Origin of the sequence: Streptomyces sp. NPDC053367 (genome assembly GCF_044545925.1) — a bacterium.
Classification (GTDB): domain Bacteria; phylum Actinomycetota; class Actinomycetes; order Streptomycetales; family Streptomycetaceae; genus Streptomyces.
Genome location: NZ_JBITYN010000013.1, coordinates 232,779 through 248,184 on the forward strand (window position 1 = coordinate 232,779; position 15,406 = coordinate 248,184).

Genomic DNA, 15,406 nt, shown 5'->3' on the forward strand with positions numbered 1-15,406 from the left:
GGTCTCAGCCGATCCGAGCCGTACGCTCCCACGGATGCAGCTTCTCCAACTGCGCCGCCAGCTCCAGCAGTTCCGCCTCCGACCCCGGCCGCCCCACCAGCTGCACGGCACAGGGCGCGCCTGAGGGCAGCGTCCCGAACGGCACCGCCATCGCGGGCCGGCCGGTGAGGTTCCACGGCGGAGTCATCGGCGCGTAGGCGCTGTTCGCCGCGATGTTGCGCACCCAGCCCCGCTCGTGCCACGGCCCGGCCTTGGGGGAGCGGCGGGCCAGCGCCGGCATCAGCAGCACATCGTGCTCGGCGAAGAACGGCTCCAGCCGCCGCCGCAGCGCCGCCCGCCTCTCCCCGCCGCGCACCCCCGCGACGAAACGCCGCCCGACGGCGGCGTGCACCCGGGTCCGCCGGGCCAGCAGCCGCGCGTCGAGCCCCCGCGCGTCCACCGACGTCCCCGCCGTCCAGTGCGCGAGCGCGGTGAGGCTCAGCGACAGCGGATACGGCGGATCCGCGCGCCGCACCCGGTGTCCCGCCCCGGCCAGCAGCCGCGCCGCCTCCCGCACCGCGTTCGCATACGGCCGCGCGACGACGACCCCGGCGAGGGGGCTGCGCAGGGACACGGCCACGGAGCGCGGCGCGGGCTCCGCGCCGCGGGGCACCTCGGTGTCCGCGAGCACCGACAGCATCAGCCGCGCGTCCTCGACGGTCGTGGCCAGCGGCCCGTTCTCCGACATCCCGAACCAGTCCCCGTCGCTGATCCCGGCGGGCACGACGCCGTGCCCCGGCTTGATCGTGACGAGGCCGCAGTTGGCGGCCGGGATGCGCAGGGACCCCATCCCGTCGTTGCCGACCGCGATCGGCACGAACCCGGCCGCGACGGCCGCCGCACTGCCCCCGGAGGACCCGCCCGCCGTGCGCGAGGTGTCCCACGGGTTCCTGGAGGTGCCGTGCACGCCCTCGCTGGTGCCGAAGACACACAGCTCCGGGACGTTCGTCAGACCCACCACGACCGCGCCCGCCGCGCGCAGCCGGGCGACCGTGAGGTGGTCCTCGGCGGCGGGAGCGTCGGCCGTCGCCGCCGACCCGACGCGCGTCGACTCCCCGCGCACCGCCAGATTGTCCTTGACCGCCACGGGCACCCCCGCGAGCGGCAGGTCGGCGAGGTCCGCGCGGGCCCCCACCTCGTCGGCCTCCACCGGCGCCGCCTCGGCCCGCACCACCCGGAACGCCCCGATCCGCCCGTCCAGCCGCTCGATCCGCGCCAGATGCTCCGCCACGACCTCCCGCGCGGTGACCCGCTCCTCCCGCACGGCTGCGGCGATCTCCACTGCGGTCCGGCCCACCCAACTGGTCACGGCGGCTCCTCGGGGACAGGGGGCTACTGGTGAGTACACACTGCGCGGGGAGCACTCTGCCGGTAGCGGGGGCCGTTCGTCGAGAGGCCGCCCCGGTCGGATGACCAGGCGCGGCCCCGGGCCGGTCCCGTGCTCTTCCGTCCGATCAGCCGAGGCACCGGCTCCCGGACCGTGCGGCCGGGCCGCCGCCCAGCAGGGCGGTGAGTTCCGTGGCCGCCGTGCGGCCGAACTGGACGCTGTCGCGGGACAGTGCGGACGGCAGGGGGCGGACCATGCGGCACAGGGCGGAGTCCTCCCAGGCGACGACCGAGACGTCGCACCCCGCACCGCCTCCTCCCCGACGGCACCCGCCGCTTCCTCGGCGGCACCTGCCGGCACGCCTGCTTCCTCGGCGGCCGGCGGCGTGAGCAGGGCGAGCGCGCCGCGCGGTTCGAACTGCGCGCGGTGGGGGAGCTGTACACCTCGTCGGCCCCCGCGGCCGTCACCCACCCCTGGTAGCAGGACCACCTCCGACGGCAGCAGCCCCACCGGACGACCCACGGAGCACTCCACATGCATGACGACCGCACCCTCGTCGAGGCCCGGCTGAGGCGTGTCCTCGACGAACGCATCCGTCCCGCCGTGTACCCCGAGTCCGTGCCGCTGGACGTCGCCGTCTGGCACGCCCCCGACGAGCCGGTCCCGGTCGCCGAGGGACTCGCGGCCGAGCCCGCACCGGTCGAGGTGGGCGCCCGGTGGGGTGCTCCCTGGGGGACCAGCTGGTTCCGGGTGACGGGCACCGTGCCCGAGGCCTGGGCCGGGCGCACGGTCGAGGCGGTCCTGGACCTCGGCTTCGACGAGAACATGCCCGGCTTCCAGTGCGAGGGCCTGGTGTACCGCCCCGACGGCACCCCGGTGAAGGGCCTCAACCCGCGCAACCAGTGGGTGCGGATCGGCGCCCCCGTCGAGGGCGGAGAGGAGGTGCGCCTGCACATCGAGGCCGCCTCCAACCCCGTCATCCTCGACTACCACCCCTTCCGGCCCACCCGGCTCGGCGACAAGGAGACCGCCGGCAGCGAACCGCAGTACACCCTCACCCGCATGGACCTCGCCGTCCTCGACGAGAACGTGTGGCAGCTGGTGATCGACCTGGAGGTGCTCGGCGAGCTGATGGCCGAGCTGCCGGAGGACTCCCCGCGCCGCCACGAGATCCTGCGGGCGGTGGAGAGGGCCTTGGACGCGATCGACCTCCAGGACGTGGGCGGCACGGCGGCACGCGCGCGTGCACTCCTGCAGCCGGCCCTGTCCGCCCCCGCCGTGCCCTCCGCGCACCGCATCAGCGCCGTCGGACACGCGCACATCGACTCGGCATGGCTGTGGCCACTGCGCGAGACCGTCCGCAAGGTGGCCCGCACCACGGCCAGCATGACGGCCCTGCTGGAGGACGAGCCCGACTTCGTCTTCGCCATGTCGCAGGCCCAGCAGTGGGCGTGGGTGAAGGAGCACCGGCCCGAGGTGTGGGCCCGGGTGAGGAAGGCGGTGGCCGACGGGCGGTTCGTGCCGGCCGGGGGCATGTGGGTGGAGTCGGACACCAACATGCCGGGCTCGGAGGCGATGGCCCGGCAGTTCGTGCACGGCAAGCGGTTCTTCCTCGACGAGTTCGGCATCGAGAACGACGAGGCGTGGCTGCCGGACACCTTCGGCTTCGCCGCCGGGCTGCCCCAGATCATCAAGGCCGCCGGTTCCAAACGGCTGCTGACGCAGAAGATCTCCTGGTCGCAGACGAACAAGTTCCCCCACCACACCTTCAGCTGGGAGGGCATCGACGGCACCCGGATCTTCACGCACTTCCCGCCCGTCGACACCTACAACTGCTCGATGCGGGGCGCCGAGATCGCCCACGCGGCCCGCAACTTCAAGGACAAGGGCGTCGCCCGCCACTCCCTCGCCCCCACCGGCTGGGGCGACGGAGGCGGCGGCACCACCCGCGAGATGGTCGCCAAGGCGGCCCGGCTGCGCGACCTGGAAGGCTCGGCGACCGTCGTCTGGGAGACCCCGCGGGACTTCTTCGCCAAGGCCGAGGCCGAGTACCCCGAGCCGCCCGTCTGGGTCGGCGAGCTCTACCTCGAACTGCACCGCGCCACCCTCACCAGCCAGGCCCGGACCAAGCAGGGCAACCGGCGCAGCGAACACCTGCTGCGGGAGGCCGAACTGTGGGCGGCCACGGCGGCGGTACGGGCCGGCTTGCCCTACCCGTACGAGGAGTTGGACCGGATCTGGAAGACGGTGCTGCTGCACCAGTTCCACGACATCCTGCCCGGCTCCTCCATCGCCTGGGTGCACCGCGAGGCCCGCCGGACCTACGCCCGGGTGGCCGAGGAACTGAACGGCATCATCGACACCGCCCAGCGGGCCCTGGCGGGCGAGGGCACACGCGACCTGGTCTTCAACTCCGCACCGCACAGCAGGAACGGTGTCCCGGCCGGCGCGGCCGAGGCCCGGGCCACGCACCGGCCGGTCGCGCCGAGCCCGCGCGCGGACGGCGGCTTCGTCCTGGACAACGGTCTGCTGCGGGTCGAGATCGACCGGCAGGGGCTCGTCGTCTCGGCGTACGACATCGCCGCGGACCGCGAGACGATCGCCCCGGGCGCAGCCGCCAACCTGCTCCAGCTGCACCCCGACTTCCCCAACATGTGGGACGTCTGGGACGTGGACCGGTTCTACCGCAACACGGTCACCGACCTCACCGGCGCCGACGAGGTCACGGCGGACGAGGAAGGCGTCCGGGTCGTCCGGTCCTTCGGGTCCTCCCGTGTCACCCAGGTGCTGACGCTGGCGCCGGACGAGCGGCGGCTGGTGCTGGACACGGAGGTCGACTGGCACGAGACGGAGAAGTTCCTCAAGCTGGCGTTCCCGCTCGACGTGCACGCCGAACGGTACGCGTCCGAGACCCAGTTCGGGCACTTCCACCGGCCCACCCACACCAACACCTCCTGGGAGGAGGCCAAGTTCGAGGCATGCAACCACCGATTCGTGCATGTGGCCGAGCCGGGCTGGGGCGTGGCGATCGTCAACGACTCGACGTACGGCCACGACGTGACCCGCGCGGTCCGCGACGACGGCGACCTGGGTACGACGACCACGGTCCGGGTGTCCCTGCTGCGCGCCCCGCGCTTCCCGGACCCGGAGACCGACCAGGGCGTGCACCGCTTCCGGCACGCCCTGATCCCGGGCGCGGACATCGCCGACGCGGTGCGCGAGGGCTGGCGGGTGAACCTGCCCGAGCGGCGGCTGACCGGTGCGCGGGAGGTGGCCCCGCTGGTCACGGTCGACCAGGACGCGGTCGTCGTCACCGCGGTGAAGCTCGCCGACGACGGCGGCGGCGACGTGGTCGTCCGCTTCCACGAGGCCCACGGCGGCCGCTGCCGCGCCACCCTGACGCCGGGCTTCGACGTCACGGAGGTCCAGGTCACCGACCTGCTGGAGCGCCCGTTGGCCGGGGTGCCCGCGCCCGGAATCGGGGACGGGCGGATCGCCGTACGGCTGCGGCCGTTCGAGCTGGTCACCCTGCGGCTGCGCCGGAGCTGACCGGGTGCGGTCCTTGCCCGCCGAGGGGCCCTCACGAGGGCAAGGACCGCAACTCGGCCTAGTAGAAGGTGAATTGGCGTTACCTGACCTGTTGCCGGACCTGATCGGCCTGATAGGCATGCGGTCGCCGATGCCCCGGACCGAAAGGTGCTCCGTGACCAGGTACCCCGACCATCCGCACCGACCCGCCGCCCGGCCGGTGGCCCCGTGAACCGGCTCGGCCGCAGCGCCGTCCGGGTCAGCCGGCTGGCCTTCGGCGGCAGCGCCATCGGCAACCTCTTCGGCGAGGTCACCGAGACACAGGCGCACGAGGCCGTGGCCGCCGCCTGGCAGCGCGGCATCCGCTACTTCGACACCGCCCCGCACTACGGCCTCGGCCTGTCCGAGCGCCGCCTGGGCGCGGCCCTGCGCGAACGCCCCCGCGCGCAGTACGCGATCTCCACCAAGGTCGGCCGCCGCCTGGAGCCCTCCGACCGGGGCGGCGACGACCTCGCCCACGGCTACGCCGTCCCGGCCACGCACCGCCGCGTCTGGGACTTCAGCGAGGACGGCGTGCGCCGCACCCTGGAGGGCAGCCTGGAGCGGCTCGGCCTCGACCACGTCGACATCGTCTATCTGCACGACCCCGACGACCATGCCGAGGAGGCCTTCCGCGAGGGCTATCCGGCGCTGGAGAAACTCCGCGCGGAGGGCGTGGTCGGCGCGATCGGGGCAGGCATGAACCAGGCCGAGATGCTCACCCGGTTCGTCCGTGACACGGACGTCGACGTGGTGCTGTGCGCGGGGCGCTACACCCTGCTCGACCAGCAGGCACTCACCGAACTGCTGCCCGCCGCGCTGGAGCGCGGCACCTCCGTCGTCATCGGCGGCGCGTTCAACTCCGGTCTGCTGGCCGACCCCAGGCCGGGAGCGACGTACAACTACGCCACCGCACTGCCCGAGTTGCTGCACCGCGCCCTGCGGCTGAAGGCCGTCACCGCCCGCCACGGCACCACGCTGCGCGCCGCCGCGCTGGCCTTCTGCACCGCCCACCCGGCGGTCGCGGCGGTGCTCGTCGGCGCCCGCACCGCCCATGAAGTCGTCGACTGCGCCCACCAGTTCGCGGCGCCCGTGCCCGCCGGGCTGTGGCAGGAGCTGCGGGAGACCGGCCTGCTGCCGGCCGAGGCCCCCGTGCCCGGGGAGACGCCCATGTGACGCCCTTCACAGGAACCTTCCGGCGACCCGTCCCCTCCTCGGACTGTCGGCTCGTCCGCATCCGAGGAGGAACACCTGCATGGCTCGGTGCGGGCCATCGCGGTACGCGAGGCCGTGCGGATCGCGCGGCGCGACGCCCGGGACCGGCCCGCCGAACCCACCGAGCTGCCCGCCCGCGGCGCCCCGAAGCTCGGCGCCGACATCCGCCCAGGTCGCCGACGGGCACCTGCCCGCCGCGCCGGACGTGGTCTGGGCCGTGACGGGAGACCTGGAGGGCGCGTTCGGGCGGTTCCAGCCGGACATGCGGCACCTCACCGTCGTACTCCGCGAGGGCGAGCGCGTCGAGGCCCTCGCCCGCAGCCGCTACGGCCTGCGCGCCCGGCTGCACGGCGTGGTGCGGCCCGGCTGGTGCAGGCTGCAGAGCCGCTTCCTGATCATCGGCATGGCCACCGCCCCCGCACCCGGCGGCGGCACCCTGGTCGCCCTGACCGGCGGCGTGCGCGTACCCGGCCGGGCGGCGATCGTCCCGTTCGGCACCCGCCGTGAACTGGGCCGCGCCCTGGACCGGCTGGCGGAACACGTACAGCAACCGCTACTTGAGCAGCCGCGACAGCCTGCGGTCGGCCAGCGGCTTGCCGCCCGTCTGGCAGGTGGGGCAGTACTGGAGCGAGGAGTCGCTGAACGACACCTCGCGGATGGTGTCGCCGCAGACCGGACACGGCTCGCCGGTGCGGCCGTGGACCCGCAGGCCGCTCTTCTTCTCGGCCTTCAGCCGGCCCGCGGCCAGGCCCCTGGAGCGCTCGACCGCCTCGGTGAGGGTGGTGCGCAGGGCGTCGTAGAGGCGGCTGGTCTCCTCGGCGGTGAGGGCCCCGGCCAGCTTGAACGGGGACATCTTCGCGGCGTGCAGGATCTCGTCGCTGTAGGCGTTGCCGACGCCCGCGATCAGGCCCTGGTCCCGCAGGGCGCCCTTGAGCCGCCGCCGTTCCCCGGCGAGCAGCGTGGCCAAGCGGGCCTCGTCGAAGTCGTCGGCGAGCGGGTCGGGGCCGAGCCGGGCGACCCCTTCCACCTGCCGCGGGTCCTCGACGACGTACACCGCGAGCCGCTTCTGCGTCCCGGCCTCGGTGAGGTCGAAGCCCGCGCCCGTCTCCAGGGCGACCCGCAGGGCGAGCGGGCCCTTGCCGGGGCGGGGCGGGCCGTCGGGCAGGCGGTCCCGCCAGTGCAGCCAGCCCGCGCGCGCCAGATGGGTGACCAGGTGGGGTCCGCCGTCCGTGGCGAGGTCGAGGAACTTGCCGTAGCGGTGCACGGCGGCGACCTCGTGGCCCTCCAGGGCGCCCACGGGTGGGGTGTACGTCTTCAGGACGCTGATGGCGACCGGCATCACACGGACGATCTCGTGGCCGACCAGGTTCTCGGTCAGGAAGTCCTTCAGCGCTTCGACCTCGGGGAGTTCCGGCATAGGTCCAGGGTGCCACCGGGGAGGCGGGCGCTCATGTCGCCCGCGGGGCGGCCGGGGGCCTCAGGCCGGCTGCGCGACCTCGAACTCGCACCACACGCACTTGCCGCCGCCGCGGGCCTCCACGCCCCAGTCGTCGGTGAGCAGGTCCACCAGCAGCAGGCCGCGGCCCGACACGCCGGCGTCGCCGGCCTCGCGGCGGCGGGGCAGCGCGCTGGAGGAGTCCTCGACCTCCACGCGCAGCCGGCGGCCGCCGGCCAGAGACCGCAGGGTGACGATCGCGGCGCCTTCGGTGTGCATCAGGGCGTTGGTGATCAGTTCGTCGGCGACGAGCTCGACCTCGTCCGCGCGGTCGCCGGCGCCCCAGGTGCGGACGGCGGTGCGGATCATCCGGCGGGCCTCGCGCAGGGCCTCCGGATCGCCGGACGCCACGTGCTGCTGGAGCCGGCCGCCCGCCTGGGGGCTGTCCACGCCGCGGCGGTGCAGCAGGAGCAGGGCCACGTCGTCGTCGCCGCCGCGTTCCTCGGCGAGGTCGATGAGCATGTCGGCGAGCCGGCGTACGTCCTCGGGTCCGGAGGCGATGAGCGAGGTGAGGGTGCGCATGCCGTCGTCGAGGTCGGCGCCGGGCTGCTCGACCAGGCCGTCGGTGCACAGCAGCAGGGTGTGCCCGGGGTCGAGCTCGACGGTGGACACCGGGTACTCCAGGCTGCCGAACTCCGCGGACAGCCCGAGCGGCAGCCCGCCCGCGACGGCGACCCGGCGGCAGGTGCCGTCGGCCTGCCGTACGAGAGGGTCGATGTGCCCCGCACGGACCACCTGGACCACCCCGGTGGCCAGGTCCGCCTCGGCGTACAGACAGGTCGCGAAGCGGTCGGTGTCCAGTTCGTGCAGGAAGACCGAGGCGCGGGCCATCACGGCCGCCGGGGTGTGGCCCTCGGCGGCGTAGGCGCGCAGCACGATCCGCAGCTGGCCCATCACGGCGGCGGCGTGCGTGTCATGGCCCTGGACGTCACCGATGACCGCGCCGACCCGGCCGCCGGGCAGCGGGATCAGGTCGTACCAGTCGCCGCCGATGTCACGGCCCTGGGAGCCGCCGATGGTCGCCGCGCGGTAGCGGACGGCGACGTCGGCCCCGCGCACGCTGGGGATCGTGCGCGGCAGCATGGCCTCCTGCAGGCCCTGGGCGATGTCCTTCTCCTGCTCGTAGAACATGGCCCGCTGCAGGCTCTGCGCGATGCTGCTGCCGAGCGCGACGAGGATGTTGCGCTCCTCGGGGCTGAAGCCGTGCCGGTCGCTGTAGAGCAGGCCCATCGCGCCGATCGGGCGGGCCTGGACGATCAGCGGCAGATACGCGGCCGCGGTGATCCTCAGATCGGTGATGTGCGGCCACAGGATGGGGTAGCCGGCCGCGAACTCCTCAGGCGACTCGATGAAGCGCGGGATGAGCGTGCGGACGACCTCGCTCATCGGGTACGGCTCGTCGATGCCTGTGACGTCGGTGCCGGGCACGAAGCTGCCGGTCGGCCCCTCGGCGATCAGCCGGATGCGGCCCGCCTCCACCAGGCCCAGCACCAGGCTGGTGGCGCCGAGATGGGTCAGCCCGTGGGTGTCCTTGATGACGTCGATGACGTCCTGGACGGTGCGGGCGTGGGCCAGGGCGGCCGTGGCCAGCTGGATGACGCTGGACTGGTCGAGCCGGACGTCGTCGCCCATCAGACGGCGGCTGTGCGCCTCGCTCTCGGCCAGCTCGGGCGTGGCGTCCCGGACGATGCCGATGATGCGGCGCGGCCGGCCGGTCTCGTCGCGGCGGATGTAGCCCTGGGTGTGGGTCCAGCGCAGGGTGCCGTCGTGGCAGCGGACGCGGAAGTAGGCGCCGTAGTTCTCGCTGCCGTCCTTCAGGGCCTGCGAGACCATCGCGTCCAGCCGGCGCGCCTCGCCGGGCGGCACGCGCGCGCCGAGGGTCTCGGGGTGGCCGTCGTACTCCTCGGGCAGCACGTCGAACACCTCGTGGGCCTGGGCGTCCATCGTCATCAGCCCGGTGTCCAGGTCCCAGTCGAAGGCGCCCATGCGGTTGAGCGCGAGCACCGAGTCCGCGTGGGCGGGCCAGTCGTCCGGGAGTGACAGCGCGCTCGCTACCCGGTCAGCCATGCGCCCACCTTGCCAGTGTTCGTCCGATTCTTCGACCGGGGCCGCCCGGCCGGGCGGCCCCGGTCGCGGGCGTACGGCTCACCCGTCGAAGACGTCGGTGGGGCTGCCGAAGACGCTCTCGGCGGTGCCGACGCGGGTGCCGGCCGTGTCGTCGGGGACGGCGTCCGGGTTGTCTTCCGCGGTGTCGTCCGGGGTGCCGTACGGGATCAGGCCGCCGCGGTCGGGCACGTCGGGGGAGGCCGGTACGGTTCCGGGGCCGGTGCCGGCGGAGGGGCTGCGGGGCGCCGGCTGTGTGCGGGGCGGGGTCGGCGGCGTGGCGGTGACCGTGGCCGTCGGGCAGTCCGCGGGCCGGGGCGGCACGGTCGCGCGGCCGGTGCCGCCGGGGGCGACGGTGACCGTGGGGGGCGCGCAGCCGGACGGCGGCCGGCCGGGCTCGGAGGCGTCGGGGCTGGACGCGCTCGGGGAGGCACCGCTCGGGGCGAGGCTGCTCGGCGCGGGGGTGCCGGAGTCCGGGCTGCTGCTCGCGCTCTCCAGCTCGCTCGGTGTGGGGGGCCGGGTCGTCGCCCAGGCGGGCGGGCGCACCGGGCGGTCGTGACGGGTGTCGTGGCCGCAGCGGCGCTCGATCCAGGTGTCGTGGACGACGTCGATGACCGTGATGTGGTCGATCGCCTCGGGCGCCGGGGTCACCACGACCACCTGGGAGGGCCGGTAACCGGACCAGACGCCGCCCTCGGTCACCTGGGCGGGCTCCGCCGAGGTGGGCGGCAGCAGCGGGTTGCCGCAGGCGCAGCGCACCCGCGGCACGCCCCGGGTGTCGACGAGGACGGCGGTGCCGGACTGCAGGACGGACTGGAAGCCGGCGGCGCGTCCGTCGCGGTAGCCGTGGTTGGTGACCCGGGTGTCGGCGCGCAGCACGACCGGCGTCAGACCGCGCAGGTAGTCCGGCACGGCCTGTGGGGCGATGCCCTGGACGCCGGCGAAGGCGCGGGCCCTTGCCGGGTCGGCGGTGAGGTACGCGATCTGCCGGGGCACGTCGCAGCTGCCGGCCTTCTCCGTGCCGCCGTACAGGCCCGGGGTGGCGCCGGAGACGGTACGCGGCTCGGAGGCCGGCTCGGCCGGCTGTGAGGCTCGCTCCCGCGGCGGTGCGCCGGAGGTGTCCGTCGACCCGGTGAAGGGGTCGGGGCCCTGGGCCGCGACCGGCTGCGGGAGGACCTCCTCGCCCGACGGCCGGGCCTGCTCGGCGACACAGGCCGAGGCGAGCAGTGCCGTCGTGAGGGCGCCTGCGGCGACGAGGGTTCGGATGGGTGACCGCACCGCGTTCTCCCGCCTGGTTTCGGGCAATACCTGCTCATTGTCTGCTTCACTCGCACGGGTTACGCAAACGGGAGCGTGCTTCACTCCCGGTGACGGGCGCAGAATCGAGTGAGGAGGAGCGTCGGCCGTGGACTGGTTCACCGCACCCGACTACTGGCTGAGCCGGCTGGTCTTCCAGCGGGCCCTGGCCGCCGTGTACCTCGTGGCGTTCCTGACGGCGGCCCTGCAGTTCCGCGCGCTGCTGGGCGAGCGCGGCATGCTGCCGGTGCCGCGCTTCGTCGCCCGGGTGCCGTTCCGGCAGGCGCCCAGCCTCTTTCAACTCCACTACTCCGACCGCTTCTTCGCGGCCTGCGCCTGGACGGGCTGCGCGGTGTCCGCGGGGCTGGCCGCGGGGGTCGACGCATCGCTGCCGCTGTGGGGCGCGATGCTGCTGTGGCTGGTGCCGTGGGCGCTGTACCTGTCGATCGTCAACGTCGGCCAGACCTGGTACTCGTTCGGCTGGGAGTCCCTGCTCCTGGAGGTCGGGTTCCTCGCGGTGTTCCTCGGCAACGACGAGGTCGCGCCACCGGTCGTGGTGCTGTTCCTGCTGCGCTGGATCCTGTTCCGGGTGGAGTTCGGCGCGGGGCTGATCAAGATGCGCGGCGACGAGTGCTGGCGCAAGCTCACCTGCCTCGACCACCACCACGAGACCCAGCCGATGCCGGGTCCGCTGAGCTGGTTCTTCCACCATCTGCCCCGGCCGCTGCACCGGGTCGAGGTCGCCGCCAACCACGTCACGCAACTCGGCGTGCCGGTCCTGCTGTTCACGCCCCAGCCGGTCGCCTCCGCAGCGGCCGCGCTGATGGCCGTCACCCAGCTGTGGCTGGTGCTGTCCGGCAACTTCTCCTGGCTGAACTGGATCACCATCGTGCTCGCCCTGTCGGCGATCGAGTTCCCCGCCGACCCGCCGTCCGTGCCGGACGCCCCGCTCTGGTACGAGGTGGTGGTACTGGCGGTGGCCGCGCTGATCGTGTTCCTCAGTTATCACCCGGTGGTCAACATGATCTCCCGGCGGCAGGTCATGAACCGCTCCTTCGATCCGCTGCACCTGGTCAACACCTACGGCGCGTTCGGCAGCGTCAGCCGGGTCCGCTACGAGGTGGTCGTCGAGGGCACGCTGGAGGACACCCCGCGCGCCGGATCGGACTGGCGCGAGTACGAGTTCAAGGGCAAGCCCGGTGATCCCCGGCGCTGGCCGCGCCAGTTCGCCCCCTACCATCTGCGCCTCGACTGGCTGATGTGGTTCGCCGCGCTGTCCCCGGCCTACGCCGGGGCCTGGTTCGGGGCGCTGGTGGAACGGCTGCTGGAGAACGACCGCGACACCCTGAAGCTGCTGCGCCGCTCGCCGTTCCCGCCGGACACCCCGCCCCGCTTCGTCCGGGCCCGGCTGTTCCGCTACCGCTACACGACATGGCGCGAGCTGCGCGAGACGGGCGCCTGCTGGGAGCGGACGTACGTGCGCGAGTACCTGCCGCCGACACGGCTGGACAGCTCCACGCGCCGGACGTGACGCGGGCGGGCTCAGCCGGGGGAGGGCCCGGGAGGCGTGGCTCCGGCGGTCGGGGGGCGGCCCGGCGGGTCCGGGGCGGCTCAGCGGGTCGGCGGCCACCACTCCATGAGCAGGATCGTGGCGTCGTCCCGCAGCCGGCCGGGCTGGGAGCCCAGCAGCGAGTGGATGAGCCGGCGCAGGATCTCCGGGGCGAGCTCGCCCGCGGCCGTGGCCCGGATGACGAAGTCCGCGAACCGGTTCAGGCCCAGCTCCTCGCCGTCGGGCGTACGGGACTCGGTGACCCCGTCGGTGTACATCAGCACCCGGTCGCCCGGCTCCAGCGCGATCTCGTGGCACTGCCGCGCCCGGTCGGCGAGCAGGGACGGCAGCCCCATCGGCGGATCCGCCTCCCGCGCCAGGGCGTCGACGAGGAGCCGCTGGTCACGGATGAGCAGGGGCGGGGGATGCCCGCAGTTGCACCAGCGCAGCACGCCGCTCTGCAGGTCCAGCTGGGCGAGGATGCCGGTGCAGAACTGGTCCGGAAGCCACGTCGACAGCGCGGTGTCGACGTTCTTCACCAGCTCCGGCAGATCCGCGCCGGTGCGGCGGCCGCTGCGGCACGCGGCCAGCGCCACCGCGCTGGTCAGCCCCGCGGGGAGGTCGTGGCCCATGGCGTCCAGGACCGTGGCGTGCAGCGTCGTCTGGGTGAGCGCGTGGTCGAAGGCGTCCCCGCCCAGCTCGTAGGCGGGTTCCAGCACGGCCGTCGACACGGCCTGCGCGGTGCCGATCGTGCGGGGCGGCAGGAAGGCGCGCAGCATCTCCGCGGGCAGCTGCATCGGTTCGGTGCGCGTGAGCCGGACGAAGGAGTCCTTGTAGGCCCGCCGGGACGTCACCAGCATGCCCAGCAGGGTCGAGAGCGCCCTGCCGCGCCGCAGTGCGGCGGGGGTCAGCTCGGGGCAGTGGACGGCGAGTACGCCCAGCCGCTCGGCACCGTCGAGCAGCGGCAGCCAGGCCGTCAGGCCCCCGGCTTCCGACTCCGTCACCCGCAGCGACTGGGTCCGGTAGGCCCACCCGGCCTCCGAGCCGTCGACGGACACGGCCGGGACGACGTCGGTCAGCGGCACCAGCTCGTGCTGCTGGAGATCGGCCAGGTACACCACGCACTGCTGGAGCCCCAGCGCCTTGGCGCAGCGGGCCACCAAGGTGGACAGGTCCAGCCGCGCGTTGTCCGGGTCGGCGAGGAACTCCTCCAGGAGCCCGTCACCGCTGTCCGCCGTCACCACCACGGCTCCCCTCGTCGGTCGGGTGCGTCGTCGAGCAGTCTCACACCGAGCCGCCGCGGCTGCCCGGCGGCGGGAGCCGTACCGGGGACGGGCCCGCGCGTACGGAGGGACTGTCAGTGGGGTGTCCTACGCTGGCGGCACATGATCCACAGGTGAGGGATCCGAACCGGGAGGCACCGTGACCACCTTGCCCGACCGCCCGAACAGCGCCCTGCTCGTCATCGACTTCCAGAAGGACGTCGTGGCCGCGGTCCACGACCGGGAGGGCGTCACCGCCAACATCGCCACCCTGATCGACCGGGCCCGGGCCGAGGACGTCGACGTGGTCTGGGTGCAGCACTCCGACGAGGGGCTGCCCCGCGACAGCGAGGGCTGGGAGTTCGTGGCGGAGCTGGTCCGCCGGGACTCCGAGCCTCTGGTGCACAAGAGCTACCGGGACTCCTTCGAGGACACCGACCTGGAGGCGGTACTCGCGGAGCGGGGCGTCGGGCGGCTGTTCGTCACGGGCGCGCAGACCGACTTCTGCATACGCTCGACCGCCCACGGCGCCCTCACCCGTGGCTACGACGTCTTCCTCGTCGGCGACGCCCACACCACCGAGGACCTGACCGAGTACGGCGCCCCGGCCCCGGCGGGGGTCATCGCGCACACCAACCTCTACTGGGAAGGACAGCGCGCGCCGGGCCGCGCGACGGGGACGGTGGCGACGGCGGAGGTCGACTTCAAGGGCTGAGCCGACTCATGGGGGGCTCCCCGGACTTACGGGGACTCGAGGAACCTACGGCGTGCGCGGGGGCTCACGGGGACTTGGGGGGCTCATGGGAGGGGGATCGCCACCAGTCTCTCCCCTTCCGCGGTCCGCACCTCGTAGCGGGCGATCTCGTCGGGGTGCAGGGCCGCGCCGCCCTGCACCTTGCTGGGCCGGGCGTCGCGCGGGGACACGGTCCAGCTGGTGACGGTCTCCTCGGAGCCGTCCCGGCCCACGGCCACCAGGCGGCAGTCGCGCGGACCGGCCGCGTCCTTCACCTCCAGCGCCACCTGGCTGCCCCAGGGCTCGTCCTCGGAGGTGACCTGGGCCCACACCCCCGACCGCTCGTCGGTGGCCGAGACCCGCACCGCACCGCCGCCGCCCCCGGCCGCGCTCGCGATCACCGGGCCGGCCACGGCCAGCACCACCGCCGCGGCCACCGCGTACAGCGTCCTGCGGCGCCGCGCCCGGTGCCGTGCGGCCACGTCGGCGAGCAGCCGGTCGAGCAGCCGCGGACCGGCGCCCGCCATCGGGTGCACCGACCTGGGGGTGGCCCGGCGGAACAGCATCAACTGCCGGGTGACGGGCCCGAACTCGGTGACCTGCGCGGTGCAGCCGGGGCACTCCATGAGGTGGTCCTCGAAGCGGAAGGCCTCCGCCTCGTCCAGCACGCCGAGCGCGTACGCGGCGACGTCGCGATGCCTCTCCAGGGACCTCATGCCGAATCCTCGTGCCGTTGAGTGCGGGTGGGGTTACTCCTTGCTCCCACCCGTACGCACCGCACCGCCGAATCACTCAAGCCGCGCGCGAATCGTGGCCCGGA

General features: G+C 74.0%; 10 protein-coding genes and 1 pseudogene. 4 read left to right on the forward strand and 7 right to left on the reverse strand.

Going from position 1 to position 15,406, the window contains the following annotated elements; translation table 11 throughout:
* Positions 1 to 4: 4 nt before the first annotated feature.
* Together ACIGXJ_RS32620 and ACIGXJ_RS32625 are read right to left on the reverse strand one after the other, a co-directional pair.
* Positions 5 to 1,348 carry an amidase gene (locus ACIGXJ_RS32620; protein WP_399653109.1) on the reverse strand — a complete coding sequence of 448 codons (1,344 nt, stop codon included), beginning with the start codon at positions 1,346 to 1,348 and terminating at the stop codon, positions 5 to 7.
* A 113-nt stretch (positions 1,349 to 1,461) separates the two neighbouring features.
* Positions 1,462 to 1,667 (reverse strand): annotated as a pseudogene (locus ACIGXJ_RS32625) (substrate-binding domain-containing protein); the annotation flags it as partial.
* A 233-nt stretch (positions 1,668 to 1,900) separates the two neighbouring features.
* On the opposite strand from ACIGXJ_RS32625, the gene ACIGXJ_RS32630 reads away from it, so the two are divergent.
* Both ACIGXJ_RS32630 and ACIGXJ_RS32635 read left to right on the forward strand, forming a co-directional pair.
* Positions 1,901 to 4,915 (forward strand): alpha-mannosidase, encoded by a 3,015-nt coding sequence (locus ACIGXJ_RS32630; protein ID WP_399653111.1) that lies wholly within the window; start codon positions 1,901 to 1,903, stop codon positions 4,913 to 4,915.
* A 207-nt stretch (positions 4,916 to 5,122) separates the two neighbouring features.
* Complete coding sequence (locus ACIGXJ_RS32635; RefSeq protein WP_399653113.1) at positions 5,123 to 6,109, forward strand: aldo/keto reductase; 987 nt, start codon at positions 5,123 to 5,125, stop codon at positions 6,107 to 6,109.
* Positions 6,110 to 6,701: 592 nt separating this feature from the next.
* Here ACIGXJ_RS32635 and ACIGXJ_RS32640 read toward each other — a convergent pair.
* The 3 genes from ACIGXJ_RS32640 to ACIGXJ_RS32650 form a co-directional block, all read right to left on the reverse strand.
* Entirely contained in the window at positions 6,702 to 7,565 is an 864-nt protein-coding gene (locus ACIGXJ_RS32640) for an Fpg/Nei family DNA glycosylase (protein WP_399653116.1), read from the reverse strand.
* Positions 7,566 to 7,625: 60 nt separating this feature from the next.
* Complete coding sequence (locus tag ACIGXJ_RS32645; protein WP_399653118.1) at positions 7,626 to 9,710, reverse strand: SpoIIE family protein phosphatase; 2,085 nt, start codon at positions 9,708 to 9,710, stop codon at positions 7,626 to 7,628.
* Positions 9,711 to 9,788: 78 nt separating this feature from the next.
* Positions 9,789 to 11,024, reverse strand: a complete 1,236-nt coding sequence (locus ACIGXJ_RS32650; RefSeq protein ID WP_399653121.1) for a DUF6777 domain-containing protein — start codon at positions 11,022 to 11,024, stop codon at positions 9,789 to 9,791.
* A gap of 127 nt (positions 11,025 to 11,151) precedes the next feature.
* Between ACIGXJ_RS32650 and ACIGXJ_RS32655 the strand changes: the two genes are divergently transcribed.
* A complete protein-coding gene (locus ACIGXJ_RS32655; RefSeq protein WP_399653123.1) occupies positions 11,152 to 12,573 on the forward strand; it encodes a lipase maturation factor family protein in 1,422 nt (473 codons plus the stop codon).
* Between the two features lie 80 nt (positions 12,574 to 12,653).
* Here the strand turns inward: ACIGXJ_RS32655 and ACIGXJ_RS32660 are convergent, their stop codons facing one another.
* The gene (locus tag ACIGXJ_RS32660) at positions 12,654 to 13,835 is read right to left on the reverse strand and encodes a PP2C family protein-serine/threonine phosphatase (protein ID WP_399653126.1); all 1,182 of its coding nucleotides are present in this window, start codon (positions 13,833 to 13,835) and stop codon (positions 12,654 to 12,656) included.
* Between the two features lie 178 nt (positions 13,836 to 14,013).
* Here ACIGXJ_RS32660 and ACIGXJ_RS32665 point away from each other — a divergent pair, with 178 nt between their 5' ends.
* Positions 14,014 to 14,568: an isochorismatase family protein gene (locus tag ACIGXJ_RS32665; RefSeq protein ID WP_399653129.1), complete on the forward strand. Its 555-nt coding sequence runs from the start codon at positions 14,014 to 14,016 to the stop codon at positions 14,566 to 14,568.
* 83 nt (positions 14,569 to 14,651) lie between these two features.
* Here the strand turns inward: ACIGXJ_RS32665 and ACIGXJ_RS32670 are convergent, their stop codons facing one another.
* The gene (locus tag ACIGXJ_RS32670) at positions 14,652 to 15,302 is read right to left on the reverse strand and encodes a zf-HC2 domain-containing protein (protein WP_399653133.1); all 651 of its coding nucleotides are present in this window, start codon (positions 15,300 to 15,302) and stop codon (positions 14,652 to 14,654) included.
* Positions 15,303 to 15,406 lie beyond the last annotated feature (104 nt).

Coding starts and splice junctions, on each gene's coding strand:
- ACIGXJ_RS32640 (WP_399653116.1), bottom strand. CDS start 7,565: ATGCCGGAACTCCCCGAGGTCGAAGCGCTGAAGGACTTCCTGACCGAG.
- ACIGXJ_RS32670 (WP_399653133.1), bottom strand. CDS start 15,302: ATGAGGTCCCTGGAGAGGCATCGCGACGTCGCCGCGTACGCGCTCGGC.
- ACIGXJ_RS32645 (WP_399653118.1), bottom strand. CDS start 9,710: ATGGCTGACCGGGTAGCGAGCGCGCTGTCACTCCCGGACGACTGGCCC.
- ACIGXJ_RS32630 (WP_399653111.1), top strand. CDS start 1,901: ATGCATGACGACCGCACCCTCGTCGAGGCCCGGCTGAGGCGTGTCCTC.